27 protein-coding genes are annotated in these 24,322 nt (G+C 64.3%); 8 read left to right on the top strand and 19 right to left on the bottom strand.

The annotated features are described in order from the left end of the window. Both ACFOMF_RS02860 and ACFOMF_RS02855 read left to right on the top strand, forming a co-directional pair. On the top strand, positions 1 to 596 hold a 596-nt coding region (locus ACFOMF_RS02860; RefSeq protein ID WP_386361006.1), incomplete at its 5' end, for a CoA transferase. A 41-nt stretch (positions 597 to 637) separates the two neighbouring features. After that, a complete protein-coding gene (locus tag ACFOMF_RS02855; protein ID WP_386361004.1) occupies positions 638 to 1,465 on the top strand; it encodes an HpcH/HpaI aldolase/citrate lyase family protein in 828 nt (275 codons plus the stop codon). Between the two features lie 239 nt (positions 1,466 to 1,704). Here the strand turns inward: ACFOMF_RS02855 and ACFOMF_RS02850 are convergent, their stop codons facing one another. The 17 genes from ACFOMF_RS02850 to dcd form a co-directional block, all read right to left on the bottom strand. Beyond that, positions 1,705 to 2,085: a hypothetical protein gene (locus tag ACFOMF_RS02850; protein WP_386361003.1), complete on the bottom strand. Its 381-nt coding sequence runs from the start codon at positions 2,083 to 2,085 to the stop codon at positions 1,705 to 1,707. Beyond that, a complete protein-coding gene (locus ACFOMF_RS02845) occupies positions 2,082 to 2,402 on the bottom strand; it encodes a helix-turn-helix domain-containing protein (protein WP_386361001.1) in 321 nt (106 codons plus the stop codon). The genes ACFOMF_RS02850 and ACFOMF_RS02845 overlap by 4 nt, the downstream gene beginning before the upstream one ends. A 79-nt stretch (positions 2,403 to 2,481) precedes the next feature. Then, positions 2,482 to 2,919, bottom strand: coding sequence for a YkvA family protein (locus tag ACFOMF_RS02840; protein ID WP_386360999.1), 438 nt, complete (start codon positions 2,917 to 2,919; stop codon positions 2,482 to 2,484). A 375-nt stretch (positions 2,920 to 3,294) separates the two neighbouring features. Further along, positions 3,295 to 3,600 (bottom strand): ComEA family DNA-binding protein, encoded by a 306-nt coding sequence (locus ACFOMF_RS02835; RefSeq protein WP_386360997.1) that lies wholly within the window; start codon positions 3,598 to 3,600, stop codon positions 3,295 to 3,297. A gap of 123 nt (positions 3,601 to 3,723) precedes the next feature. Further along, the gene (gene flgL, locus ACFOMF_RS02830; protein WP_386360995.1) at positions 3,724 to 5,232 is read right to left on the bottom strand and encodes a flagellar hook-associated protein FlgL; all 1,509 of its coding nucleotides are present in this window, start codon (positions 5,230 to 5,232) and stop codon (positions 3,724 to 3,726) included. An 11-nt stretch (positions 5,233 to 5,243) separates the two neighbouring features. Further along, positions 5,244 to 7,217 (bottom strand): flagellar hook-associated protein FlgK, encoded by a 1,974-nt coding sequence (flgK, locus tag ACFOMF_RS02825; protein ID WP_386360992.1) that lies wholly within the window; start codon positions 7,215 to 7,217, stop codon positions 5,244 to 5,246. Between the two features lie 3 nt (positions 7,218 to 7,220). Then, the gene (gene flgJ, locus ACFOMF_RS02820) at positions 7,221 to 8,402 is read right to left on the bottom strand and encodes a flagellar assembly peptidoglycan hydrolase FlgJ (protein ID WP_386360990.1); all 1,182 of its coding nucleotides are present in this window, start codon (positions 8,400 to 8,402) and stop codon (positions 7,221 to 7,223) included. Between the two features lie 8 nt (positions 8,403 to 8,410). After that, positions 8,411 to 9,514 carry a flagellar basal body P-ring protein FlgI gene (locus ACFOMF_RS02815; RefSeq protein ID WP_386360988.1) on the bottom strand — a complete coding sequence of 368 codons (1,104 nt, stop codon included), beginning with the start codon at positions 9,512 to 9,514 and terminating at the stop codon, positions 8,411 to 8,413. Positions 9,515 to 9,524: 10 nt separating this feature from the next. Next, complete coding sequence (flgH, locus tag ACFOMF_RS02810; protein WP_386360986.1) at positions 9,525 to 10,220, bottom strand: flagellar basal body L-ring protein FlgH; 696 nt, start codon at positions 10,218 to 10,220, stop codon at positions 9,525 to 9,527. A gap of 19 nt (positions 10,221 to 10,239) precedes the next feature. Then, positions 10,240 to 11,025, bottom strand: a complete 786-nt coding sequence (flgG, locus tag ACFOMF_RS02805) for a flagellar basal-body rod protein FlgG (protein ID WP_386360984.1) — start codon at positions 11,023 to 11,025, stop codon at positions 10,240 to 10,242. Positions 11,026 to 11,070: 45 nt separating this feature from the next. After that, entirely contained in the window at positions 11,071 to 11,811 is a 741-nt protein-coding gene (locus ACFOMF_RS02800; RefSeq protein WP_386360982.1) for a flagellar basal body rod protein FlgF, read from the bottom strand. Between the two features lie 175 nt (positions 11,812 to 11,986). Then, on the bottom strand, positions 11,987 to 13,336 hold the full coding sequence (gene flgE / locus ACFOMF_RS02795) for a flagellar hook protein FlgE (RefSeq protein ID WP_386360981.1): 1,350 nt from the start codon (positions 13,334 to 13,336) through the stop codon (positions 11,987 to 11,989). A gap of 32 nt (positions 13,337 to 13,368) precedes the next feature. After that, positions 13,369 to 14,049, bottom strand: coding sequence for a flagellar hook assembly protein FlgD (gene flgD / locus ACFOMF_RS02790; protein ID WP_386360979.1), 681 nt, complete (start codon positions 14,047 to 14,049; stop codon positions 13,369 to 13,371). A gap of 12 nt (positions 14,050 to 14,061) precedes the next feature. Beyond that, entirely contained in the window at positions 14,062 to 14,502 is a 441-nt protein-coding gene (gene flgC, locus ACFOMF_RS02785) for a flagellar basal body rod protein FlgC (protein ID WP_386360977.1), read from the bottom strand. A 15-nt stretch (positions 14,503 to 14,517) separates the two neighbouring features. Continuing rightward, on the bottom strand, positions 14,518 to 14,916 hold the full coding sequence (gene flgB, locus ACFOMF_RS02780) for a flagellar basal body rod protein FlgB (protein WP_386360975.1): 399 nt from the start codon (positions 14,914 to 14,916) through the stop codon (positions 14,518 to 14,520). A gap of 223 nt (positions 14,917 to 15,139) precedes the next feature. Further along, positions 15,140 to 15,469: a DUF2288 domain-containing protein gene (locus tag ACFOMF_RS02775; protein WP_386360973.1), complete on the bottom strand. Its 330-nt coding sequence runs from the start codon at positions 15,467 to 15,469 to the stop codon at positions 15,140 to 15,142. Positions 15,470 to 15,540: 71 nt separating this feature from the next. Then, positions 15,541 to 16,107 carry a dCTP deaminase gene (gene dcd / locus ACFOMF_RS02770; RefSeq protein ID WP_386360972.1) on the bottom strand — a complete coding sequence of 189 codons (567 nt, stop codon included), beginning with the start codon at positions 16,105 to 16,107 and terminating at the stop codon, positions 15,541 to 15,543. Between the two features lie 188 nt (positions 16,108 to 16,295). Here dcd and ACFOMF_RS02765 point away from each other — a divergent pair, with 188 nt between their 5' ends. Then, a complete protein-coding gene (locus tag ACFOMF_RS02765; RefSeq protein WP_386360970.1) occupies positions 16,296 to 16,745 on the top strand; it encodes a bacteriohemerythrin in 450 nt (149 codons plus the stop codon). A 59-nt stretch (positions 16,746 to 16,804) separates the two neighbouring features. Here ACFOMF_RS02765 and ACFOMF_RS02760 read toward each other — a convergent pair whose 3' ends face one another. Next, entirely contained in the window at positions 16,805 to 17,707 is a 903-nt protein-coding gene (locus tag ACFOMF_RS02760; protein ID WP_386360968.1) for a polyprenyl synthetase family protein, read from the bottom strand. Positions 17,708 to 17,826: 119 nt separating this feature from the next. Here ACFOMF_RS02760 and fni point away from each other — a divergent pair, with 119 nt between their 5' ends. Genes fni through ACFOMF_RS02735 form a run of 5 tightly spaced genes read left to right on the top strand, consistent with a single transcriptional unit; the run spans position 17,827 to position 23,786 of the window. Further along, entirely contained in the window at positions 17,827 to 18,873 is a 1,047-nt protein-coding gene (fni, locus tag ACFOMF_RS02755; RefSeq protein ID WP_386360966.1) for a type 2 isopentenyl-diphosphate Delta-isomerase, read from the top strand. A gap of 4 nt (positions 18,874 to 18,877) precedes the next feature. Next, on the top strand, positions 18,878 to 20,164 hold the full coding sequence (locus tag ACFOMF_RS02750) for a glycosyltransferase (RefSeq protein ID WP_386360964.1): 1,287 nt from the start codon (positions 18,878 to 18,880) through the stop codon (positions 20,162 to 20,164). Beyond that, positions 20,154 to 21,329: a lycopene beta-cyclase CrtY gene (crtY, locus tag ACFOMF_RS02745; protein WP_386360962.1), complete on the top strand. Its 1,176-nt coding sequence runs from the start codon at positions 20,154 to 20,156 to the stop codon at positions 21,327 to 21,329. The genes ACFOMF_RS02750 and crtY overlap by 11 nt, the downstream gene beginning before the upstream one ends. A gap of 10 nt (positions 21,330 to 21,339) precedes the next feature. Then, positions 21,340 to 22,830: a phytoene desaturase gene (locus tag ACFOMF_RS02740; protein WP_386360960.1), complete on the top strand. Its 1,491-nt coding sequence runs from the start codon at positions 21,340 to 21,342 to the stop codon at positions 22,828 to 22,830. Next, positions 22,827 to 23,786, top strand: coding sequence for a phytoene/squalene synthase family protein (locus ACFOMF_RS02735; RefSeq protein ID WP_386360958.1), 960 nt, complete (start codon positions 22,827 to 22,829; stop codon positions 23,784 to 23,786). The genes ACFOMF_RS02740 and ACFOMF_RS02735 overlap by 4 nt, the downstream gene beginning before the upstream one ends. On the opposite strand, the gene ACFOMF_RS02730 is transcribed toward ACFOMF_RS02735, so the two are convergent. Next, entirely contained in the window at positions 23,707 to 24,222 is a 516-nt protein-coding gene (locus tag ACFOMF_RS02730) for a sterol desaturase family protein (RefSeq protein WP_386360956.1), read from the bottom strand. The genes ACFOMF_RS02735 and ACFOMF_RS02730 overlap by 80 nt on opposite strands. Positions 24,223 to 24,322 lie beyond the last annotated feature (100 nt).

Below are 24,322 nucleotides of genomic sequence, written 5' to 3'. Positions count from 1 at the left end.
TCTCCATGCTGGAAAGCCTGGTGGAGTGGATGGGCTACCCGCTCTACTACGCCTACGACGGCGCCCCGCCGCCGCCGCGTGCGGGCTCCTCCCACGCTACCATCTATCCCTACGGCTCCTTCCCCACCGGGGATGGCGGCACCATAATGTTCGGCCTGCAAAACGAGCGCGAATGGCGGCTCTTCTGCGAGAAAGTGCTTCTCGACCCGACGCTCGCTGACGATGAGCGCTTTTCCGCCAACCTTAAACGCTCAGCTAACCGCGACGCTCTGCGCCGGCTCATCATCGAGACCTTTGCCAGTCTCACAGCTCATCAGATCACCGTTCGCCTAGAGTCCGCCGCCATCGCCAATGCTCAGGTCAATGACATGGCTGCAGTCTGGTCCCACCCACAACTTGCGGCGCGGCAACGCTGGACCCAAGTGGGCAGCCCGGCCGGCAGTCTGCCGGCACTACTGCCGCCCGGCCACAACCCGGCATTCGAGCCGCGCATGGACCCGGTTCCTTCTTTGGGTCAGCACAACGAGGCGCTTCTGGCTGAATTGGGCTACGACCCGGCCGACATAGATGCACTTCGCGAGCGGGCCGTGATTTGACCGCTGAACCAACACAAACTAATTGAAATGAGAACTCATTCATGACGGAACACATTATCCGCTCTGCCCTTTTCGTCCCGGCGAGTCGGCCGGAGCGAATCCCCAAGGCGCTGGCTAGCGGCGCCGATGCTGTGATCGTCGATTTGGAGGATGCAGTGCAGGAAAGCCTCAAGGACGAGGCCCGCCGGAACCTAGAAACCTTTCTCGATGGCAACCCGGACGCTCGTATCCTGGTACGGGTCAACGCGGCCAACCATCCAGGACATGCTGACGACCTCTTGGTTTGTCGGCGCCACTCCGGTGTGGCCGGCATCTTGCTGCCAAAGGCGGAACATGCCGCTCAGGTGGACCGCGCCGCAGCCACGGGCAAACCGGTATGGCCGATCATCGAAAGCGCCGCCGGCCTGCTGCAGTTATCTTCCATCGCCCGGTGCGGCCAAGTGGAGCGGCTCTCCTTCGGTGCGCTAGACCTAGGTTTAGATCTTGGCCTCGCCGCCGGCACCGCTGCCGCCGAGCGGATGCTCGACCAGGCCCGCTATGCCATTTTGCTCCATTCCCGCGTTGCCGGCCTGGCTTCGCCGTTGGATAGCGTTTTCCCCGATATCCAAAACCCGCAGGGCCTAGCCAGGGCGGCAGCGAACGCAGCCGAGATGGGCTTTGGCGGCCTACTCTGTATTCACCCAAGCCAAGTCGCCGTGGTGCATGAAGCCCTGATGCCCACACCCGAGCAACTGGAGTGGGCCGAGCGCATCCTGGCGGCGGCCCAAGCCGGCGGTGGCGTTTTCATAGTCGATGGACAAATGGTCGATGCGCCAGTGATCGGCATCGCTCGGAGAATCCATAGTCACTCCATGCGTACTCGTATATAACGGCAGCGGGAGGTTCGAGCAGACAATTCTTTCTGCATGCCTAACCGAACGACGACCCCTGAATGCAAGCGGCCGCGCCCCCGCCGACCCGTGAGCTGAGCGCACGGCTTCTGCAACGCTCGACGCCTTGTTCCACGCTGCATAGAGACTGAACGCCGTGGCGAGAAGGTCCGCCCAGCGCCTGGCCAGCAAGCGCCGCGCGATCCGATAAGCCAAAGTGCTATGCAGGTCGCCGGGCATCAAGGCTCCTCGGGATAATCGTACTCGTAGACACGGGTGATTTCACCGGCGTGCCACGAGGCCGCAGCCAGCGGGTTATCCGCGCCCTGATAGCGTCCCAGGCGCGCAGCGCAGGCGAAAAAGCCGTCTCGTGGCAGACGTCCGCCACCCTGACTGATCACCAGCGCGCTACGCAGCGGGCGGCCGGCCTGGGCGTCGAGAAAGGCAAGATGCTCAAGGGCTGCGGTCAGGATGCGCATGGCCGGTGTCGGCAGTTCCAACCGCTCGATCACGGCCCGGTACGTCACCGGATGGCGCTGTCGGCGGGCCTGCTCCAGCTCTACCAGCAACCCGTGCCAGAGCTGCCGGGAGATGCGCAGCGGCAACGTCTGCTGCGTCATGCACTTTCCTCCCAGCCGTTGATGCCAAGCGCGCGTGCCAGCCCGTAACGAATGGCATCACCCGGGTCGCGCTGGCCCTCTTCGATCAATTGCAGATAGGCGGGGCTGATGCCTACGGCCCGGGCCAGCTCCTCGACCGACAGACCGCGTCGCTGGCGCAATTCAGCCAAATGCGCAAAGCGAGGCAAGGTTTCGGCCGCCTGCGGCGGCTGCGCCCCCGCCGTCCGTCCCGCCTCCTGCAGCAGCGCCTGGTACTCGACCCAAGGCAGCACGGCGTATTCAGCCTCGCCGTCGCGCATGATGACCTGAACGTTCATTTTCAATTCCTAGCCAGAATGTCGGACGCTGGAAATCTTATCAGCCTGCCTTGCTGACCGCATTCTGTTGCGCCAGCACCTAGGCTTTCGGCTCATCAGGTGCCGGAACCCGCTCCAGATCGGCCCGCACCTCCGCAGACTGGGTGGCCTGCCAGGCACGGAACGCATCCAGCTCCGTCGACCACTTGCGCATCACCCAGGCGAGCACCGCCAGGTCGTCGAGGAAGCCGACCACGGGAATCCAGTCAGGAATCGCATCGAGCGGCGATACGAAATAGAGCAGGCCGGCCACCACGGCGATCAGCGCCTGTTTGTCGATCGCGCGGTACTCACCTCGCCAGTAGGCGACGCACAGCGCCTGCAGCAGCTTGAGGTCGTCGCGCAGGCTGCCCAGCAGTCCCCCCTTGGCCGACGACCGTTTACGAGCAACGGCAAACAGCAACGCGGGGAGACGACCTTTGGCCAGCACGCCTTTGGCCAATGGGATGTATCGCAGGAAATTCCAGGGGATTTTCATGGCAAACCTCTTGAAAGCCGCGCCAGTTGTGGGATGGCCGCGTTTATCCACCGATGCTGTGGATAACACTGTGCACAATATCTGTATGAGTCCGGCAAAAGCCCGTCCAATGCGGCTCAGCGTCAGATCGACGTTTTTTTGCGCAATAAATTTATGTTGAAAAAACAATGATTTAGCGCAGTGCAACGAAAGGGTGCAACAGGACGGTCATCTGCACTACTGACATAGTCCGGATGTGCATAACCTCACCGGCTGTCAATTCTTTTTGCACTGTTTTTTGGACGAGCGAGGGGCGAAAGGGTTCGCTGAGAGGATAGACGGCTTGGCTCGGTGGTGCGGGATCGGGTCAGGCAGCGCCTGACCCGGGTGCTGACGTCAATCGACGGTCAAGCGTGCGCGGTTCTTCTCCAGAGTGGAGCTACCGATACCTTTCACCTCGAGCAGGTCATCCACCGAAGTGAAGGGACCATTGGCGTCGCGGTGCGCAACGATGGCTTCTGCCTTGGCTGCGCCAATACCGGTGAGGGCCTGGCTGAGCGTGGCGGCATCAGCGGTGTTGAGGTTGATCGACGGCCCTGCGGCAACCACCGCAGCCGGTGCGGCCTGGGTTTCGGCGAACACGGGCGCGGTGAAGGCACTGAGCAGGGAGAAGGCAACAGCAGTGATAAGCGACTTTCGCATGGCGAGTTCCTTGGGCGAAGAGAAGCGGTCTCCGTGACCGCCAGCAAAACTTAGCCGCCCACCGAGAACGCGGCAAATACGCAATGACCATAATGAGAACAGGGTCATATGACCCTTCCCCTGTCAACGCATGTGGTTGAACAGGGTCAGTCCGCTGATCTTCACATAGCTCTGCTGCGCCGCTTCCATGATGACGCTTTCGAAACTCAGCCGCGAAAGCGCTTCTGCATAGTCGAGCTCACGCAACTCGGCCTGGACCGAGGTGTTGTAGAGCGTCATGTCCTCATTGGTGGCGTGGGTGGTATCGATCACGTTCAAGCGCGCGCCGATCTCGCCACGGGCTAGGTCCACGTTGACCATGCCGTGATCGAGGTTGGTCAGCGCCAGGGCAATGTTGTCGCGCAGGTCGGCATTGCTCGATTCCGGATCCTCCAGTGCCTTGCGCAGGGTGGCCACGGTGTTGAGAATGCCTTGTTTCCGGTTGTCGTTGTCCGGCCTGATCAGTACCTCGTCGCCCGCGGACGAGAGGCCATCCAGCTGCACGGTGACCCCGCGGAACACCAGGGTATCGGTGGTCAGCGGATCGCTGTCCAGTTGCAGGCCGCTCTGCAAAGGCGGATCGCCGTCGGCGGCATCCGCGGCGTAGACGTCATACCGCCCCTGTTCGCCAAAGCGCAGCACGATGCCGGCGGCTGGGAACGGATCCGATCCGTGGAAGGCCACCTCATCGGTTACCAGCCCCGGTGACGCCTTGAGGCTGGACAGGCGAACCGTCAGCTCGTCACCGGCGCCCTGGGTGTCATCGAAGGTGATCGAGACGCCCCGAAAATCGAACGTGGCGTCCTCCAGGCTGTCCAGATCGATTCCGCCTGCACCGGACAACCGCTCGCCGTTGGCCAGCCCGAATACATCGAAGATGCGACTGCCATCATCCGTCTCGCGAAAGCGCAGGGTGATTCCGGCGGAGGGAAACGCCTGGGCCGCGGCGTCGGAAACCACGCTGGCGGTGGCCTCACCGGGGCTGATATCGACCCCGCGAGTGACCTCTGCCGTCTCGAAGCGCCCGGCGTTGGTGATGTTCTCGAACAGCTTCATGCCGTTGTCACTGATCGGCATGCTCAGCGAACTGGCCACCTGCAAGGTGCGCTGCCCCTCGTCCCCCTGATATCTGTAGGTCCCGTCGGCCTCCCGCACGTAGGGCTGGGTCTTGCCCTGGAAACCGGAGAACAGGTATTCGCCGCGGGCGTTCTTGCTGTTCATCAGCGAGAAGAGCTCGTCCTCACGCTCTTTCAGTTCGGACGCAATGGCCTTCCGGTCGGCACTGCTCAGCGCACCGCTGCCGGCCTGCAGGGTCAGCTCGCGGATGCGCTGCAAGTTGGTGTTGACCGCATCGAGGGTCGTTTCCTCGAGGGTCAAGCTGTTCTTCGCGGCGCTGAGGTTGCCGCTGTACTGGGCCAGCAGTCCCTGCTGCTGCTCCAGTTGCAACAAGCGCACCGAGGCCACCGGGTCATCGGCCGGGGTCAGGATGCGATTGCCGCTGGCGATCTGTTCCTGGGTCCGGCTGACGTTGGCGTAGTTGCGCTGGATGCCGAGCACGCCATTGTTGAACGCTTGCAGGGTCGAGATGCGCATGGGCTTACCTGTTACCTAAAGGTGCTGATCAGGGTATCGAACAGGGAGCGGGCAACTTGAATGATCTGGGCCGAGGCGTTGTAGTACTGCTCGAACTTGATCAGGTTGGCCGCTTCCTCGTCGAGATTGACCGCCGACAGCGAGTCGCGCGCATCAGTGGCCTGCTTGAGGATCGCGCCGGTGGCTTCGGTGTCGATGCGCGCCTGGGCGGTCTGGGTACCGACCCGCTCGACCAGTTGGCCATAGCCGTCGGCAAAGCTCATGCCGGTACCGCTGCCCAGCCCGAGGGTCTGCGCCGATTGCAGATCCACCAGCTTCAGCGCGTTGCGGTTGTCGGACACGCCGTTCTGGTTGGGGCCCAGGGTGAACTGGTCGTCTACCGCCGGTCGGCCACTCAGGGTGAAGCGCAGCGTGGCGCCGTCTTCCAGCGCCAGCTCGTAGGTATTGAGCTGGCCCATCTGGAACTCGGCTGGATCAGCGTCGGCGTATCCGTTGGACGGGTCGACCCGCCGCAGCGTACCGGCCACCGAGGTCAGCATGCCGTCATCCCCCAGCGCCAGCGTGGCGCTGGTGACGGCTGCGCCTGCAACGAGCTCAGGCTGCCCGATAACCCCCGTACCGGCGTTCTGCACGCTGGCACTGGCGCGGGCGGGCGCGGCGAATGCCAGTTGCTCGGGATGCTTGAGCGTCGTAGTGATGTCAGCCGCCCCGCGGCGGGTCGGCTGCAGCAGGAACTTGTCGTTGGCCGCTGGTGCAGGGGCCGGGAACTGGAGCTGGAACCCTTGATCGACGCCGGCTGCATCGGCAACGCGGCCTTCAGGATCGAGCACCATGGCCGTGTTGTCGCTCAGCCGGGTCAGTCTCGGCGTGCCGTCGCTGGCGTACTCCAGCAGGTAGTCGCTGGTGGTGAGCTGGGCCGCGCTGGTGATCTCCAGCCTCGGCTGGGCGGTGCTGGCGTTGCCGGAGAACGGCTGCACCCGCAGGCGCATGGCCTGGTCGGTGTTGATATCACCGAACAGGGCGGTTCCTGCCTGGCCCGCCAGGTCGAGGCCCTGCCCCAGCTGGCTGTTGATCTGCTCGGCCAGGCTCAGTGACAGCTGCCCGAGGGCATTGAACGAGGGGTCCAGTGCCTCCTGCCGATAACGCAGGATGCCGCCCATCTCCCCACCGGTGATCATGGTGGTGATGTTCTGCCGGGACGAGCCACTGACGAACTGGATCTCCGACCGGGTTGGATCGGCCGTGCCGTTGACCACTTCAAGGCGGTTGACCTTGGCACCCACCACCAGCGGCTGCCCACTGCCGACGAACAGGTTGAAGCTGTTGTCGTCCTGCGCCACCACGGTCACGCCGACCAGCTCGGAGAGCTGGCGGATCGCTTCGTCGCGGGCATCGAGCAGGTCGTTGGGCGTGGTGCCGCCGATCGAGGTGGCGGCGATCGCATCGTTGTAGCCACCGATGCTGCTGGCCAGGCGGTTGACCTGGTCGGTGATCATCACCATCTGCTTGTTCAGCGCAGTGTTCTGCTGCTGCAGGCTGTCGAAGAGACCGTTGAAGCGCCGTGCCAGCCCGTCTGCCTCGGCCAGCACCAACTGCCGTGCGGGAATGTTGGCCGGGTCTTCGGCGGCGGTCTGCATGGCGGAAAAGAAGCTTTGCAGCGCAGGGTTGATGCCGGTGCTGGTGCTCGCCAGCAGCGAGTCGAGCTGGCTGATCTGGGCCTGGTAGCTGCTGGCGTCGCTGTTCAGCGCGGTGCTGCTGCGCAGTTGCTGGGTCAGGTATTCGCTGTAGGACCGGCGCACGTCCACCAGTGTGGTGCCCGAGCCGATGTAGCCCGCCCCGGTGAACTGCGGCGTGCGGGTCGCCTGCATCGCATCCTGACGGGTGTAGCCAGGCGTGTTGACGTTGGTGATGTTGTGACCGGTGATGCTCAGCTGGGTCTTGCTGGCATTGAGGCCCGACAGGCCGATGTTGAGAAGGTCTGCCATGACTTAGCCTCTGCCCTGAACCGATGAGCCTGAACCGGCATCGGCCACCATCTGATAGGTCTGCATCTTGCGCGCGATCTGGCTGATCTTCTTCGCGTAGTTGGGGTCGGTGGCATAGCCGGCCTTCTGCAACTCGCGGACGAAACCTTCGGAGTCACCCGAGTGGCTGGCGACCTGCAGGGCGGTACGGTAGCGCCCGCTGCTCTCCAGCAGGTTCACGTAGTCATTGAAGCTGTGCTCGAAGGATTCATAGGCGCGAAAGCCAGCCACTTCCTTGACCGGCTTGCCGCCGACGTACTCGGTGGTGGTGACCTGAGCCGAAGGCCCCTTCCAGGCGGTGGCCTTGATGCCGAACAGGTTGTGGCTGTTGGCCCCGTCCTTCTGGCGAATCATGTGCTTGCCCCAACCGGTTTCCAGCGCCGCCTGGGCAACCAGGTAACGAGCCTCGACGCCAAGCCGCTGGGCGGCTTTCTCGGCCATCGGCAGCATGGTGGCGATGAACTGTTCGGCCGACTCGAAACGACTGGGCGCCTTGCCGGCACCCTCACCATTGACCGTAAGGGGCTTGTCCGCGGCGACCGCGAAGGTTTGCGCCGGCTTCCAGTCGGTGTTCACCAGACGCTTGTCATCACCGGCGGGGGCCTGCTGGAGGCCATCGGTGCCGGCCAGCTGGCGATCCATCGGGCGTGGCGGCAGGGCCAGGCGGCGCATGTTGAGCAACCGCGAATCATCACGCCCCTCTGCGACGGCAGGCGCTGCCGCTGTCGCCGGCGCGGTTGCGGTTGCGGTTGCGGAGGCAGGCTTGGCCGCCTCACCGAGCGCCTGCACCTGAGCGAAAGGATTGGCCGTTGCCGCCGGTCCCTGCTGCTTGCTCAACTGGCGGGTCAGTACATCGGCCAGGCCGATACCGCCACCCTCACGGGACATACTGATGGCAAGTTGCTGGTCATACATGTCGCGGTACTGCATCGCGGCCTGGCTGTTGAACGGGCTGTCCTCGTCGGCCAGGGCATCGCTGGCCGAGCGCATCGACTTGAGCATCTGGTTGAGAAACACCGATTCGAATTCCTGCGCAACCTTGCGCACGTTGGCTTCGCTGTCGCGATCGCCCACCTTGAACTGGTGCAGGCGGTTCAGATCGGTGTAGCTACCACTGTCGAAAATCGCTCCGGATCGGCTCTGCATGTCACACCTCAGATCACGATCAGGTCGGCTTGCAGCGCGCCGGCCTGTTTCAGGGCTTCGAGAATCGCCATCAGGTCACCCGGCGCAGCACCGACCTGATTGACCGCCCGGACGATCTCGTCAAGGGTGGTGCCGGGGGCGAACTTGAACATCGGTCGGGCCTGCTGGTCGGCCTGTACCCGTGAATTCGGCACCGCGACCGTCTGCCCGCCGGACAGCGCCTCGGGCTGGCTGACGAAGGGCTCTTCGGTGATGGTCACGGTGAGGCTGCCATGGGTGACCGCGGCCGGCTGCACCCGCACGTTCTGGCCGATCACGATGGTGCCCGTGCGTGAGTTGATGATGACCTTGGCCGCCGCCTTGCCCACCTCCACCTCGAGGTTTTCCAGGATCGCCAGATAGTCGACGCGCTGGTTCGGGTCGAGCGGCGCGGTGACGCTGATCGAACCGCCATCGAGTGCGCGGGCCACGCCCGGGCCAAGCAGGTCGTTGATCTGGTCGACGATGTTCTTGGCCGTGGTGAAATCGGCGCGGTTGAGCTGCAGGACCAGGTTGTTGCCCTGATCGAAACCACTCGGCACCGAGCGCTCCACCGTCGCACCGGAGGGAATGCGGCCTGCCGAAGGCACATTGACGGTGATCCGCGAGCCGTCGGCACCGCCAGCGTCGAAGCCGCCCACTACCAGGTTGCCCTGGGCAATGGCGTAGACATTGCCGTCGATACCCTTGAGCGGCGTCAGCAACAGGCTGCCGCCGCGCAGGCTCCTGGCGTTACCGATCGACGAGATGGTGATGTCGATGGTCTGCCCCGGCCGGGCGAAGGCCGGCAGTTCGGCGTGCACCGACACCGCCGCCACGTTCTTGAGCTGCATGGTGCCCATGTTCGCCGGCATCTGGATGCCGAACTGCGACAGCATGTTCTTGAACGTCTGCACGGTGAAGGGCGTCTGGGTGGTCTGGTCACCGGTCCCGTTGAGCCCCACCACCAGTCCGTAGCCGATCAACTGGTTGGTACGCACACCCTGGATGCTGGCCAGGTCCTTGAGACGCTCGGCCTGGGCCGTCCCGGTCATCATCAGCAGCGCCAGCGCGCCCAGCAGGTACTTGATCATCGTACTGTCCTTAGAAGGGCCACATGGGGCTGATGAAGAACCGGCTCAGCCAGCCCGGCTGACTGGCGTCGGCAAAGGCCCCGGTACCCGAGTAGGTGATCCGCGCATCGGCCACGCGCGTGGACGACACCGTGTTGTCGGGATTGATGTCGTCCGGGCGAATCAGCCCGGCGATGCGCACCAGCTCGTCGCCGGTATTGAGCGTCATCCATTTTTCGCCGCGCACGGCCAGCACCCCATTGGGCAACACGTCCGAGACGGTGACGGTGATCGAGCCGGACAGGCTGTTGCTCTGGCCCGCCTGGCCGGAACCGGTGGCGCTGCGCGAACCGCCGAATTCGGCGTCCAGGCTCAGCGGATTGCCAGTCAGCGGGTTGCCCATGCTGACGGCGCCGCCCAGCAGCGAAGTCAGGCCGAGATTGGTGTTGCTGTCCTTCTTGATCGCCGAATTGTTGGCCTTGCTGGCCTGGGTGCGCTCGTTCAGGGTGATGGTAATGAGATCCCCAACCCGCCGGGCGCGCCGGTCGTCGTAGAGGTTGGTCTCGAACCCAGCCTGGTAAATGGCGCCGTTGGTCTGGGTGACCGGCAGCGGCGTGCGCGGCAGCACCGGCGCGTAGTAGGGATCGCTCGGCTTGGGCGCGGGGGCCATGCAGCCCGCCAGGGACAACACGGACGCCAGCGTTAAGGCCATCGACAACCGGTTCATGACAGCTTACCTCGGCCCGTCAGAGCTGCTGGGAGACAAAGGACAGCATCTGGTCGGCCGTGGAGATGACCTTGGAGTTCATCTCGTAGGCGCGCTGGGTGGTGATCATGTTCACCAGTTCCTCGACCACGCTGACGTTGGAATTTTCCAGGGTGTTCTGCAGCACCGAACCCAGGCCATTGAGGCCCGGCTGACCGATCTGCGGGGCGCCACTGGAGGCGGTTTCCATGAACAGGTTGCCGCCGATAGCCTGCAGACCGGCCGGATTGATGAAATCGGCGGTCTGCAGGTTGCCAATTATCTGGGGCGCCGGCTCACCGACGGTGGTGATGGACACGGTGCCATCCTCGCCCACGGTAAAGGTCTGGGTTTCCGGAGGCACCACGACCGCAGGCTCGAGCGCGTAACCGTTGGACGTGACGATCTGGCCGTCGGCGCTCAGGTGAAAGCTGCCGTCGCGGGTATAGCCGATGTTGCCGTCCGGCAGCAGGATCTGGAAGAAGCCACGGCCGTTGATGGCCATGTCCAGCGGCTGCTCGGTGGTCTGCAGACTGCCCTCGGTGAACAGCTTCTGGGTTCCGGCGATCCGTACCCCAGTACCAAGCTGAAGACCCGAAGGCAGCGCGCTGTCCTGGGTCGATTGGGCGCCGGGTTGGCGGCGGATCTGATAGAGCAGGTCCTGAAACTCGGCACGGTCTTTCTTGAACCCGGTGGTCGAAACGTTCGCCAGGTTGTTGGAAATGGTGGTGAGGTTCATGTCCTGGGCGGACAGGCCGGTCTTGCTTACCCAGAGCGCTGGCAACATCTGTAATCTCCTCGAGCGCCGGGATCATGGCGCTTCGCTTGTGTATCAGCCTATTTGCAATACCCGGGCCATGGCCGCGGCATCGTCTTCAGCGGTACGCATCATCTTGATATGCAGCTCGAACTGCCGCGAAAGCGCGAGCATTGCGGTCATTTCTTCCACCGCGTTGACGTTGCTGCCTTCCAGAAATCCTGACGCCAGGCGCACCCCGGCCTCGGGCTCGGCCTCGCCGCCGCCCTTGAGGCGGATCATGCCGTCGGTGCCCTTTTCCAGTTGCGCCGGATCCGGCCGGACAAGCTTCAGGCGGTCTACCGCAATGATCAGATTGGGGCCTTCACCCGCCGCGCGGATGCTCACGGTGCCGTCCACGCCGATGTCGATCTTCTGCTCGGGCGGTACGGCGATGGGGCCGCCGTTGCCAAGCACAGGCAGGCCGTCCCCGGTGCGCAGCATGCCCAGCGCATCGATCTGCAGGCCTCCGGTGCGCACATAGGCTTCGCCACCGTCGGGCGCCTGCACAGCGATCCAGCCCTCCCCTTCAACCGCGACGTCCAGATCCCGCCCGGTCTCCATCAGTGAACCGGGGGAGAAATCCGTTCCGGGCCGCTCGGTCATGGCATACACCCGTGCCGGGTGGGTGTCGCCGAATACCTGCATCGAGCGAGCCTGGGCGAAGTCCCGTTGGAAACCACTGGTGGAAAGGTTGGCCAGGTTGTTGGCGTGGGCACGCTGGGCCAGGGCGTTCTGGGTCGCACCCGTCATGGCCACGTATAGCATCTTGTCCAAGGAAACCTCCGAGGCGCTTCTTTGACGCTCGTTGTAATGACTCCAGAGGATGTGCAAGCGCTGTGCCAGTGCCGCAATAACCTCTAACCAACTGTTTTCAAAGATTTTTCAGCGGGCAAAAAGAAGGCCCGCTAGCGGGCCTGCCTAGAGCGGCAGAAGTCTGCCGCCCCTGTCATCAACGCATGTTGATGATGGTCTGGGTGATGGCGCTCTCTGTCTCGATGGTCTTGGCATTGGCCTGGTAGTTGCGCTGGGCGACGATGAGATTGACCAATTGGTCCGACAGGTCCACGTTGGAATCCTCCAGCGCGCCCGCCTGCAGGCTACCCATGGTGCCTACGCCCGGCGGGTTGCGCACCGGCTCGCCAGAGGCGTAGGACTGCACCCACTGGCTATTGCCAATCGGGATCAGGCCCTGGGCATTGGCAAAGCTGGCCAGCACCACCTGTCCCTGCAGCTTGGTCTGGCCGTTGGTGTAGCGCGCAAAGATACTGCCGGAAGGGTCTATCTCCAGACCCGCCATCTGGCCGGTGGTGAAACCGTCCTGGCTCAGGCTGTTCACTGCGAAGCTGCTGGCGTACTGCGTCGAGGCGCGGATGTCCAGACGGAAATCCAGACTGCCGCCGGTGGCCGCATTGTTCGTTGCCCAGGTGCCGTCGCTGTTCTGCTTGGCCGGTTGCCAACCGTTGAGGCTAAGCACGCCGTTCGCGTCATAGGACGCCGCGCCATCGGTACCAGGCACTGGTCCGGCAGCGTCCAGAGCCATCTTGCCTTCCGGGGTGAAGGTCAGCGGAATGCTCAGCGGCTGAGCCCCCAGATCCACCCCGTCGACGATATTGCTTCCAGGACTTTGCGGGTTGCGGCCGTCGACCAGGACATGCATTTGCCACTGGTTGGGGTCGTCCTCGGAAATGACGAAATACTGGGTCATCACATGGGCATTGCCTTGCTCGTCATAGATATTGGTCGAAGTGGACGAGCTGTAGGACAGCGGGTCGTTGGGGTCGAAGTTACCGGCGTTAGCCGGCCGCACGCTGGTGGAGTCCAGGTTGAAGTTCTGCGTCACCAGGCTGGTCGCCTGTGGCGCCTGGCTGGTGGTCTGGATCTTAAGGTTGCCGACGACATCCATCGGCACGCCGTCGGCGTTGACGGTGAAGCCCTGCAGGTTGTTGCCGAAGTTGTCCACCAGGTTGCCGTCGCGATCCAGGCCGAAATAACCGGCACGGGTATAGCTGACGGCGCCGTTGTTGCTCACCTGAAAGAAGCCGCTGCCGTTGATCGCCAGATCGAGGGCGTTCTGGGTGTAGTTGATGTTGCCCTGGGTGAATTGCTGGGACACGTTCGCCAGCTGCACACCGCTGCCACCGGATATGCCGCCCAAGCCCATCGAGTTGGCATAGACGTCGGCAAACTCGGCGCGTGACTGCTTGAAGCCCACGGTACCGGCGTTAGCGATGTTGTTGCCGGTCACGTTGAGGTCCTTGCTGGCGGCGCGCATGCCGCTGAGACCGATATTGAATGACATGGAATACTCCCTTTTGCCGATACCGCGGCGGATTACTGACCGATTATCTGGACCTGGGACAAGGCTACGCTGCCAATCCCGGCAAGGTTGAGCATGAGCTCCCCGCCGTTCTGGCCCAGGGTGACGCTGTCGACGTTGGCCGGCAGCAGGGTATGGAGCGCCTGGGTTTCCTCGTCGTAGCTCGCTTGCGCCTCGAAGCGGTAGGTGCCCGGCGGCAGCGTGGCACCGCTGCTGTCCTTGCCGTCCCACATGAAGGAGACGGTCCCGGCGCTCTGTTGGCCAAGGTTGATGCGGCTGACCTGAGACCCGGCGGTGTCGTAGACATTGACGTAGACGTTGCTGCTGGAGATGGGCAGAACGGTATTGGCCCTGAAGGTCTGGCTGGTGTCGACCACCGCCTGGCTGGTGGGCACGATCACCTTGCGCCCGACCAGCGACGAGGCCTGCAGCGCCTGTGACGACTGGTAGCCGGTGAGGATCGACTGCACGCTGGAATTGAGCTTCTCCACCCCCTCGACGGTACTGAATTGCGCCAGCTGCGCGATGAACTCGCCGTTGCTCTGTGGCTCGAGCGGATTCTGGTTGTTCAGCTGGGCGACCAGCAGCTGCAGGAACTGATCCTTGCCCAGCTCGCCGTCCTTGGCATTGCGGTCGCTCTGGATCTGGTACTGGTCGAGTACCGAACTACCCGCCCCGATTGCGCTTGTGCTCATGGTCTGTCTCGCTTACTGACCCAGGGTCAGCACCTTCTGCAGCATGGTCTTTGCCGTGTTCATCAGCTCGGCGTTGGTCTGGAACGAGCGACTTGCCGAGATCATGTCGGCCATCTCTTCCACCACGTTGACGTTGGGGTAGTAGACGTAGCCGTTGTCGTCAGCGGCCGGATGGTTGGGCTCATAGCGGGCCTGCAGTTCGGCCTGGCTTTCGACGATACCCAACACTTGCACACCCGCACCGGCCTGGTCGTGATCGGCGAACAGCGAGCCGCCGCCCCCTTGAGCCTGCTGCAGCACAGTGGCAAAGACCGGATGGCGCGCGCGATAGGTCTCATCGACGCTGGACGACACCGTCTCGGCGTTGGCGATGTTGCTGGAAATGGTGTTCAGCCGGGTGCTCTGGGCACTCATGCCGGAACCGGCGATGTTGAAGACATTGCTGAGCGACATGGGTCGATCCTCCTGTTATTCGCCGCGCAGGGCGCTGACGATGCCCTTGAGCTTGCTGTTGAGCAGGGTGAAGCTGGCCTGGAAATCGATGGCGTTCTGCGCGTAGTTGGCCTGTTCGACCTGCATGTCGACGGTGTTCTGATCAAGCGCGGCATGGGCCGGATTACGGAAACGCAGCCCCGGGTCGGCCAGCTCGACGCCGGCGGCGGCAATGTGCCGCTCGCTGGTCCGCGCCATGCCGAAACCGCCTTTGCCTTGTTCGGCGGCCAGCACGGCGGAGAAATCCAGGTCCCGCGCCTTGTAGTTCGGCGTGTCGGCATTGGCGATGTTGTTTGCCAGCACCTCTGCCCGCTGTGCACGAAAGCCCAACGCCCGCTCATGGACGCCCAATGCCTTGTCGAAGCTGATGCTCATGATCCTGACCTCGGAAAACTGCCTGGAATCAGCAGAGCAAAGCCCATGCCATCTGCGTAGACAGCTGATTTGTAAGGATAAATTTGTATCAGAGACGCCAGGCGTCAAAAAATCGGGAGGTGTCTGAAGCGGAAACGGCCCAGGATGCGGGCCGGAAAGACGGTTTTCCGCCACACGGAGGCGGCGGCGGACTCAGATTGGCGGGCTCATCGAGCGCCCCGCTTCAACCCTCCGCGGAAGGACGCTGGCGCTCCTGCACCAACACCCAGGGCGCGACCACGACAGCCCAGAGACCGGCATCGCAGGCGATCCACTCCTGCGCCTGTTCCGCTTCGAGCTTGCCCAGGCCGCCAGCGCTGAGCCAGCCGGCTACCTGCGCCTTTTCGTCCAGTGACACGGCGGTCGCCACTTCGACCAGATTCAGGTCGCTGGCGACCCGCAGGGTGGCGCCACGGGCGAAAAACGGCTCCAGTTCCTGCCAGCTGATCGCCGCGGTTTCGCCGAGCAGCTTGGCGTAGAGCAGGCTGCGAGCGTTGCTGGTTTCTTCTGACATGACACCCTCATGGGAGAAAAGCACTCATCACGGCCAGCCAGGGACGCATCGAAGGCTCCCCGGCGCCGCACTCAGGTACGCGGCAGGGTCACGCCACGCTGGCCCTGGTACTTGCCGCCGCGATCCCGGTAGGAGACCTCGCAGGCCTCGTCGGATTCGAGGAACAGCATCTGCGCCACGCCTTCGTTGGCATAGATCTTCGCCGGCAGGGTGGTGGTGTTGGAGAACTCCAGCGTCACGTGCCCTTCCCACTCCGGTTCCAGCGGCGTGACATTGACGATGATGCCGCAGCGCGCATAGGTGCTCTTGCCCAGGCAGATGGTCAGCACATTGCGCGGGATCCGGAAGTACTCCACGGTCCGGGCCAGAGCGAAGGAGTTCGGCGGGATGATGCACACCGGCCCCTTGACGTCGACGAAGCTCCTGTCGTCGAAATTCTTGGGATCGACCGTCGCCGAATGGATATTGGTGAAGACCTTGAATTCATCCGCGCAGCGCACATCGTAACCGTAGCTGGAAACGCCGTAGGAAATCACCCGATTCGCGTCCTCACCACGTACCTGGCGCTCCACGAAGGGCTCGATCATGCCGTGCTCCTGGGCCATGCGGCGGATCCACTTGTCGGCTTTGATGCTCATGCTGGTGCGTCCTGAATCGGAGAGGGCTGCATATTAGCCGGCCAGCCCATTGGCATGAAACCCCGACCGCCCTTACCGCCCCGACAGCACCGGCCATTGACCTCCATCAAGGCATAAGGCCATCATCGATGACCTTTTGTAATATATGGTTTTACCAGGTCAGTAATGAGTCGTCGGGAGAGCGTCGAATGGGTATCAGGATTGAGTGGTCAGATGAATACGAAACGGGGATCGACATCATCGATGAACAGCACAAGCGGCTGTTCGACTATTTCAACGAAATCGACGCCTGCATCGCATCGGGTGAGGCGGACAAGGTTGCTCAGGTGGCGCGCGGCCTGATCGACTACGCGGTCTCGCACAACGCCTTCGAGGAAACGCTCATGGAGCAGGCGGCGTATCCGATGCTGGAGGCCCACCGCAAGATCCATGCGACCTTCGCCGAACGCGCCGAAGGCTATCTGGACAAGCTCAACAGTGGCTCTGATCCGATGAAACTGGCGCGGGAAATCCGTGTGGATATCGGTCTCTGGCTGATCAACCATATCAAGCGCGAAGACCAGCACTACGCTCCGGTCGTCAAGAAAAGTCTGGACCAGGGTTTCGTCAGCCGCATGCTTGGAAAGATATTTGGCTGACGCAGCACAGGATCAGGCAGCCATCCAGGCCAGCGCCTCGCCTGCAACCTGCCACCACTCTAGCCCACCCTTGGAAAAAGCGTGCCCAACAAATACAACAGCCCGCTTTCGGGGCCATACACCGCTTCCAAAAGGTTTTCGACTCGCTGCACATGCTGTCGCAGCCGATGCCGTGCCGCCTCTGCGCCAAGCAGCGCGACGAGCGTCGCCTTGCCGGTATCCTTGCCCTGATCCTTGCCAGGATCGGCGTCCGGTTCGCCATCGCAGAGATCGTCGTACAACTGAAAGGCCTGTCCCAACTCCATCGCCATGTCACGCAGCGCGGCTAGCACCGACTCGCTGGCACTCGCCGCCAGGGCCGCCATTTCCAGTGCGGCGCCAAACAGCGCGCCGGTCTTCAGCTGATTGGTCCCCGTCACCTCGCTGGCCTCACGCGGTCCGCACCCGGCATGCAGGTCCTCGAACTGGCCACGTACCAGCCCCTGCTCGCCCACGGCATCGCCAAGCAAGGCAACCAGCCGGGGGCGCACTGCAGGGGGAAGACCGGGCGCCAGCGCCACGACCTTGAACGCCTGGCTGAGCAGCCCTACCACGGCCAGCACGGCGACGTCCTGGCCATAACGCACATGGATGGTCGGCTCGCCACGCCGCAGCCGGGCGTCATCCATGCAAGGCATGTCGTCGAGGACCAGCGAGGCGGCATGGACCATTTCCAGGGCGCAACCAAGATCCAGCGCTGACCGTTCCGGCGCGCCCAGCTCCCTAGCGGCCAGGACCAGCAGCATCGGTCGCACCCGTTTGCCTGGAGACAGCGCAGCCGCAACCATCGCCGCCCCAATCAGGTCGCTCTCCCCCCCCGGAACCGGCAGCAGGGCTGCCAGGCGCTGGTCGATGCGCTGGCGTAAGCCGACCAGATCATGGGAAAAGCTTTCCTGCGGGGGCGGCACTATTGAGGTTCCCATGGGTCGAGAGTGCTCCTGTTTCCCGAAAACGGTGCCGGATGCCTTGTACACAAGTAGTACAAGACGGTAAAACCGTATAAGAACCAACGCAACAATCAATCGCGGATAAGGAAATTGCCATGGCCGAAGATCACCTCGCGGCGCGCAAGAACGACCACCTCAACATCGTTCTAGACCCGGCCGGAAATACGCGGCGAGGCGAAAACGGCTTCGCCACCCTTGCCTTCGAGCATTGCGCCCTGCCGGAGTTGCATCTGGACGAAATCGATCTCGGGCAGGCATTTCTCGGCCGGCACCTGCGCGCACCGCTCCTCATCAGCTCGATGACCGGAGGCACCGAGCGCGCCGCGCGAATCAACCAGCACCTGGCCGAAGCCGCCCAGGCGCTGGGCATTGCCCTGGGCGTCGGCTCCCAGCGGGTCGCGCTGGAGGCCGGGGTCGATCACGGACTGACTCGCCAGTTGCGCCAACTGGCACCCGGCATTCCACTGATGGGCAACATCGGCGGCGCTCAGCTGATCGCCGGCGTTGGTCGCGACCAGGCCCGACGGCTGGTGGACATGCTCGAGGCCGACGCCCTGATCGTTCACCTCAACCCCCTGCAGGAAGCCGTGCAGCCCGGCGGCGACCGCAACTGGCGCGGCGTTCTCGATGCCCTGGAGGCGCTGGCAAGGGATCTCGGCGTGCCGCTGGTAGCCAAGGAGGTGGGCGCCGGTATCAGCGCGGCCGTGGCCCGGCGGCTGGTGGATGCTGGCGTCGCGGTGATTGATGTAGCGGGCTCGGGAGGCACCAGTTGGGCGGTGGTCGAAGCACAGCGGGCGCGTACCCTCGCCCAGCGCCAGGTCGCCATGGCCTTCGCCAACTGGGGCATCAGTACTGCCCAGGCGCTGGCGGAGGTTCGCCGCGCCTGTCCCGACACCCCGCTGATCGCCTCAGGCGGCGTGCGTGACGGCGTCGACGCGGCCAAGGCCATCCGCCTCGGCGCCCAACTGGCCGGTCAGGCCGCGGCCGCGCTGCCCGGCGCGCTGACCTCGACGGAGGCAGTGATCGCCCATTTCGAGATTGTCATCGAACAGCTGCGGGTCGCCTGTTTCTGCACCGGGTCACGCGATCTGGAGGCGCTGCGCCAGGCCCCCCTGCGGCCGACGGGCAGCGGACTCGGCTAGGGCAATGGCTCATATCGCCGTCATCTCGCCGCCTTTCGCCAGTCATTTCCGGGCGCTCCAGGCGCTCGCCGGCCGACTGGTCGATCAAGGCCACCGGGTGACCTTCGTGCAGCAGGCCGACTGCTCGAGCTACCTGGACGACCCGCGCATCGGTTTCGCTGCCGTGGGCAAAGGGAGCCATCCACCGGGATCGCTGGCGGGTATCGTCGCCCGCGCCGCGCGCCCTGGCGACCCGCTCGGCCTGCGTAGGGTGATCCTGGATCTTGCCCATGGCACCGACATGCTCTGCCGTGAAGGCCCGGCGGCGCTGCGTGCGCTGGGGGTCGATGCATTGATCGCCGACCAGATGGAAGCGGCCGGCGGACTGCTTGGCGAAGCGCTGGAGCTGCCCTGGGTGTCGGTGGCCTGCGCCCTTCCGATCAACCGCGAACCGCGCCTGCCTCTGCCAGTCATGCCCTGGGGTTACGCCGACGCCCCCTTCGGCGAGCAGCTCAACCGGGGCAGTAGCCAGGTCTACGACCGCCTCATGGCCCCCCATGCCCGGGTCATCGCCGCCCATGCCGACGCGCTCGGACTGCCGCCCCGCCAGGCGCTGCACCAGTGTCTGTCACCCTACGCGCAGATCAGCCAGACGGTGCCTGGTTTCGACTTTCCCCGCGCCGAGGTACCGGCCCACTTCCATGCCCTCGGTCCGCTGCGCCCAGCCGAAACCGCCCCCCACGCCGAGCTGGACCTTCCGCGCTCGGGCCGGCCACTGGTATTTGCTTCGCTGGGCACCCTTCAGGGTGGACGTTTCAGGCTGTTCCGCAAGATCGCCCGTGCCTGCCGGACGCTGGATCTGCAACTGCTGGTGGCCCACTGCGGCAGGCTGGACGGTAGCCAGGCACGGCGCCTGGAAGACGAGGGGGCCACCTGGGTCACCGACTTCGCCCCGCAGCAGACCGCCCTGGCCATGGCCGACCTGACCATTACCCATGCCGGTCTGAACACCGTGATGGACGCGCTGGTCGCCGGTACGCCCATGCTGGCGCTGCCGATCGCCTTCGACCAGCCGGGGGTGGCGGCTCGGGTCGTGCATCATGGCGTCGGCCTGCGCGCCCTGCCCGCGCTGGCCAGCCGGGCCATCCTCGTACGGTCGCTGCGCCGGTTGCTCGACGAACCGCAGTTCGCCTCGCGCGCCGCTGCGCTGGGCCAGGAGGTCAGCCAGGCCGGGGGCATCATGCGCGCCGCCGCTGTGATCGAGGCGGTGCTGAGCACCGGCAGGCCTGTGGAGGCACGCGATGCGGCCTGAAAGCTATGACCTGATTCTCGTCGGTGGCGGCCTGGCCAATGGCCTGATTGCCTGGCGCCTGGCAGAACGGGCACGGCCATTGCGCCTGCTGCTGCTGGAACAAGGTACGAGCCTTGGCGGCAACCACACCTGGTCCTTCCACGAGCATGACCTGAGCCAGGCCCAGCACAACTGGATCAACCCGCTTGTGGCGCATCGCTGGCCGCACTACGAGGTGATCTTCCCGACCCTGCGCCGGCAATTGCACAGCGGTTACGCCAGCATCACCTCCGAGCGCTTCGACAGCCAGTTGCGCAAGCGGCTGGGCGAGCGGGTCTGGCTCGACAGCCGGGTGGTGGCGCTGGCCCCGCGCCAGGTCACCCTGGCCGACGGCCGGGTGCTGCGCGCCAAAGCGGTGATCGATGGCCGTGGCCCCAGGCCGAGTCCGCACCTGCAGTTGGGCTACCAGAAGTTTCTCGGCCAGGAGCTGCGCCTGGATGAGCCCCATGGCCTCGTGGGGCCGGTACTGATGGATGCCAGTGTCGCCCAGCATGAGGGCTATCGGTTCGTCTACCTGTTGCCCTTCTCTGCCAACCGACTGCTGGTCGAAGACACCTACTATGCCGACGGCGACCAGCTTTCGAGCGAAACCCTGCGCGACCACATACGCGATTACGTCAAACAGCAGGGCTGGCACGTCAGCGAGGTGCTGCGCGAAGAGCAGGGCGTGCTGCCGATCACCTTGTCCGGCGACCTGGAAGCATATTGTCGCAGCCATGGCGGGCAGCCACGCAGTGGTCTCGCCGCCGGCCTGTTCCACGCCACCACCGGTTATTCGCTGCCCCACGCGGTGCGTCTGGCCGAGCAGATCGCCGGCCTGGAGGAAATGGAGGCCGGCGCGCTGGCCGAGCTCGTCGAACGGCGGCTGCACCAGGAATGGAAGCGCCAGGGCTACTTCCGGCTGCTCAATCGCATGCTGTTTCTCGCTGGCCGGCCCGAACAACGCTGGCAGGTGATGCAACGCTTCTACGGCCTTCCCGAGGGGCTCATCCAGCGTTTCTACGCCGGGGACCTCAGGCTCGCCGACAAGCTGCGCATTCTCTCAGGCAAGCCTCCGGTCCCCCTGGGCGAGGCCTTGCGCGCAATGCTGGCCGGGCGGCCCGGCATCCCCAAGCACAATGGATGAGGGAATCGAAATGAGCACAGGAAAACGTGCCGTAGTGATAGGCGCCGGCTTTGGCGGGTTGGCCCTGGCCATCCGCCTGCAGGCCGGCGGCACCCAGACGACGCTGCTGGAGCAACGCGACAAACCGGGCGGGCGCGCCTACGTCTATGAGGACCAGGGCTTCACCTTTGACGCCGGCCCCACGGTGATCACCGACCCCTCGGCGCTGGAAGAGCTGTTCAGCCTCGCCGGCAAACGCATGGCGGACTATGTCGAGCTGCTGCCGGTAAGCCCCTTCTACCAGCTCTGCTGGGAGGATGGTCGGCGCCTCGACTACGTCAATGACCAGGACGCGCTGGACCGCCAGATCCACAGCTTCAACCCGGCCGACGTAGAGGGCTACAAGCGCTTTCTGGCCTATTCCAGAGCGGTATTCGAAGAAGGCTATGTCAAGCTCGGCAGCCAGCCATTCCTGTCCTTCGACCGGATGATGCAGGCCGCCCCGCAACTGGCCAAACTCCAGGCCTGGCGCAGCGTCTACAGCCTGGTTTCACGCTTCATCGCCGACGAGAAATTGCGCCAGGCGTTTTCCTTTCATTCATTGCTGGTGGGCGGCAACCCCTTCGCAACCTCGTCGATCTACGCCTTGATTCACGCCTTGGAGCGGGAATGGGGCGTGTGGTTTCCGCGTGGCGGCACCGGCGCGCTGGTCCGCGGATTGGCCAGGCTGTTCGAAGACCTGGGCGGACGCCTGGAGCTGAACGCCCCGGTGGCCCGCCTGGAAACGTCCAGCGGACGACTCAGTGCCGCCATCCTGGAGGACGGGCGCCGCTTCGAGGCCGACGCCATTGCTTCCAACGCCGACGTGGTCCATACCTACAAGGCATTGTTGGCCAACCACCCTCGCGGGCAGAAGGAGGCTCGGCGCCTGCAAGGCAAGCGCTTCAGCATGTCCTTGTTCGTGATCTACTTCGGCCTCGAACGCCAGCACACTCAACTGCAGCATCACACAGTCTGCTTTGGTCAGCGCTATCGCCAGTTGATCGACGAGATATTCAAGGGGCCGAAGCTGGCCGAAGATTTCTCCCTCTACCTGCATGCCCCCTGCGTCACCGATCCGTCGCTGGCCCCTGAAGGCTGTGGCGCCCATTATGTGCTGGCGCCAGTCCCCCACCTGGGCCATACCCAGATCGACTGGGAACAGGAGACGCCACGCTACCGCGACCGCATCCTCGCCTACCTTGAGCAGCACTACATGCCGGGACTGCGCGACGACCTGGTGACCTGCCGTACCTTCGGCCCGCTGGATTTCCAGCATGAACTCAACGCCCATCTGGGCTCGGCCTTCTCGCTGGAGCCGATCCTCACCCAGAGCGCCTGGTTTCGCCCGCACAACCGCGACGACGAAATCGGCAATCTTTATATCGTCGGCGCGGGTACCCATCCCGGTGCCGGCGTACCGGGCGTGGTCGGCTCCGCCAAGGCTACGGCCAGGCTAATGCTCGAGGACCTGAACCGATGAGCGACGCCCTGCTCGATCATGCCAGCCAAAGCATCGCCGTCGGCTCGAAAAGCTTCGCGGCAGCAGCCCGCCTGTTCGCCCCCGAAACCCGTCGCAGCGCGGTGATGCTCTATGCCTGGTGTCGCCATTGCGATGATGTGATAGACGGCCAGGCACAGGGCTTCCTCCGTGCCGGCGGCACCGCCGACGAGACCACCCTGGCCGGTCTCGAGCAGGCGACCCGCGATATCTACGCAGGCCATGAACCCGAGGCTCCGGCCTTTGCCGCGCTGCGCGAGGTGGTCCAACGTCATGAGATTCCGCTGCGCTATCCGCTGGATCACCTGGCAGGGTTTCGCATGGACGTCGAAGGCCGTCGGTATGAAACCTTCAGTGATACCCTCGAATACTGCTACCACGTCGCCGGCGTGGTGGGGGTGATGATGGCCATGGTCATGGGTGTCCGCGAACAGGCGACCCTCGACCGCGCCTGCGACCTTGGAGTCGCCTTTCAGTTGACCAACATCGCCCGCGACCTCGTCGAAGACGCCGCCAACGAGCGGGTCTATCTTCCTGACGAGTGGTTGCAGCAGGTCGGCTTGGCGCGCGATGAACTGGCCTCGCCCCGTCATCGGCGGGCCCTGGCGGGACTGGCGGCGCGGCTGGTTGACGAAGCCGAGCCCTACTATGACTCGGCTCTGGGCGGGCTGCCGGCGCTGCCGCTGCGCTCGGCCTGGTCCATCGCCACGGCGCGCGCGGTATATCGCGAGATCGGGATGAAGGTGCGGATGCGTGGGAGTGCCGCCTGGGATCAGCGCCTGTCTACCAGCGGCACGGACAAGCTGCGGCTGATCGCCCTGGCTGGAGGACAGGCGTTGGCCTCGCGGCGTGCGCGTGTCAGTCCGCGTCCAGCGAGCCTGTGGAACCGGAACGAGGCGACAGCGGCCCGCCATGCAGGCGCCGCAACTCAGCCCTGAGCGCCTTGACCGAGGGTGCATAGAGAAAACCGAAGGACACGCAGCCCTCGCGCCCGTCAACCGCATGATGCATTCGGTGCGCCTGATAGAGCCGCTTGAGATAGCCCGAGCGGGGCACGTAGCGGAGCGGCCAGCGCCGATGCACCAGCCCGTCATGGGCCAGGAAATAGAGGAAGCCGTACAGCGTCATCCCCGCGCCGATCCACTGCAGCGGCCAGGCGCCAGCCGTGCCCAGCGCGATCAGGACGATCGCCAACATGGCGAATACCAGCGCATAGAGATCATTTTTCTCGAACAGCCCATGGCGCGGCTCGTGGTGAGAGCGGTGCCAGCCCCAGCCCCAACCGTGCATCACGTACTTGTGCGAAACCCAGGCCACTCCTTCCATCGCCGCGACCGTGGCGAGGACAATCAGCGTATTGACGAGAAACGACATGGCGGCACTCCGTCAGGCACGGAGCGCCAGTCTACGCCAGGGCAGCCACCCCGGGCGACGCCATCTGCCTGATGGATGGCCCGGCCACCCCCCGTCCCAC

This window comes from Stutzerimonas tarimensis (assembly GCF_042648805.1).
GTDB lineage: Bacteria > Pseudomonadota > Gammaproteobacteria > Pseudomonadales > Pseudomonadaceae > Azomonas > Azomonas tarimensis.
Note: the sequence above shows the minus strand (reverse complement) of the source record. Positions and strands in the feature narration are given on the sequence as shown.

What these genes read in the sequence shown, in the direction of transcription:
- flgK (WP_386360992.1), bottom strand. Translation starts at nt 7,217, where the DNA reads ATGGCAGACCTTCTCAACATCGGCCTGTCGGGCCTCAATGCCAGCAAG.
- ACFOMF_RS02845 (WP_386361001.1), bottom strand. Translation starts at nt 2,402, where the DNA reads ATGAACGTTCAGGTCATCATGCGCGACGGCGAGGCTGAATACGCCGTG.
- flgH (WP_386360986.1), bottom strand. Translation starts at nt 10,220, where the DNA reads ATGAACCGGTTGTCGATGGCCTTAACGCTGGCGTCCGTGTTGTCCCTG.
- dcd (WP_386360972.1), bottom strand. Translation starts at nt 16,107, where the DNA reads ATGAGCATCAAAGCCGACAAGTGGATCCGCCGCATGGCCCAGGAGCAC.
- ACFOMF_RS02750 (WP_386360964.1), top strand. Translation starts at nt 18,878, where the DNA reads ATGGCTCATATCGCCGTCATCTCGCCGCCTTTCGCCAGTCATTTCCGG.
- ACFOMF_RS02775 (WP_386360973.1), bottom strand. Translation starts at nt 15,469, where the DNA reads ATGTCAGAAGAAACCAGCAACGCTCGCAGCCTGCTCTACGCCAAGCTG.
- ACFOMF_RS02735 (WP_386360958.1), top strand. Translation starts at nt 22,827, where the DNA reads ATGAGCGACGCCCTGCTCGATCATGCCAGCCAAAGCATCGCCGTCGGC.
- flgL (WP_386360995.1), bottom strand. Translation starts at nt 5,232, where the DNA reads ATGCGCATCTCGACCCTGCAAGCGTTCAACAATGGCGTGCTCGGCATC.
- fni (WP_386360966.1), top strand. Translation starts at nt 17,827, where the DNA reads ATGGCCGAAGATCACCTCGCGGCGCGCAAGAACGACCACCTCAACATC.
- flgJ (WP_386360990.1), bottom strand. Translation starts at nt 8,402, where the DNA reads ATGCAGAGCCGATCCGGAGCGATTTTCGACAGTGGTAGCTACACCGAT.
- flgB (WP_386360975.1), bottom strand. Translation starts at nt 14,916, where the DNA reads ATGAGCATCAGCTTCGACAAGGCATTGGGCGTCCATGAGCGGGCGTTG.
- ACFOMF_RS02850 (WP_386361003.1), bottom strand. Translation starts at nt 2,085, where the DNA reads ATGACGCAGCAGACGTTGCCGCTGCGCATCTCCCGGCAGCTCTGGCAC.
- ACFOMF_RS02835 (WP_386360997.1), bottom strand. Translation starts at nt 3,600, where the DNA reads ATGCGAAAGTCGCTTATCACTGCTGTTGCCTTCTCCCTGCTCAGTGCC.
- ACFOMF_RS02855 (WP_386361004.1), top strand. Translation starts at nt 638, where the DNA reads ATGACGGAACACATTATCCGCTCTGCCCTTTTCGTCCCGGCGAGTCGG.
- flgG (WP_386360984.1), bottom strand. Translation starts at nt 11,025, where the DNA reads ATGTTGCCAGCGCTCTGGGTAAGCAAGACCGGCCTGTCCGCCCAGGAC.
- ACFOMF_RS02815 (WP_386360988.1), bottom strand. Translation starts at nt 9,514, where the DNA reads ATGATCAAGTACCTGCTGGGCGCGCTGGCGCTGCTGATGATGACCGGG.
- flgD (WP_386360979.1), bottom strand. Translation starts at nt 14,049, where the DNA reads ATGAGCACAAGCGCAATCGGGGCGGGTAGTTCGGTACTCGACCAGTAC.
- ACFOMF_RS02740 (WP_386360960.1), top strand. Translation starts at nt 21,340, where the DNA reads ATGAGCACAGGAAAACGTGCCGTAGTGATAGGCGCCGGCTTTGGCGGG.
- ACFOMF_RS02765 (WP_386360970.1), top strand. Translation starts at nt 16,296, where the DNA reads ATGGGTATCAGGATTGAGTGGTCAGATGAATACGAAACGGGGATCGAC.
- ACFOMF_RS02730 (WP_386360956.1), bottom strand. Translation starts at nt 24,222, where the DNA reads ATGTCGTTTCTCGTCAATACGCTGATTGTCCTCGCCACGGTCGCGGCG.
- flgC (WP_386360977.1), bottom strand. Translation starts at nt 14,502, where the DNA reads ATGTCGCTCAGCAATGTCTTCAACATCGCCGGTTCCGGCATGAGTGCC.
- ACFOMF_RS02760 (WP_386360968.1), bottom strand. Translation starts at nt 17,707, where the DNA reads ATGGGAACCTCAATAGTGCCGCCCCCGCAGGAAAGCTTTTCCCATGAT.
- flgE (WP_386360981.1), bottom strand. Translation starts at nt 13,336, where the DNA reads ATGTCATTCAATATCGGTCTCAGCGGCATGCGCGCCGCCAGCAAGGAC.
- ACFOMF_RS02840 (WP_386360999.1), bottom strand. Translation starts at nt 2,919, where the DNA reads ATGAAAATCCCCTGGAATTTCCTGCGATACATCCCATTGGCCAAAGGC.
- crtY (WP_386360962.1), top strand. Translation starts at nt 20,154, where the DNA reads ATGCGGCCTGAAAGCTATGACCTGATTCTCGTCGGTGGCGGCCTGGCC.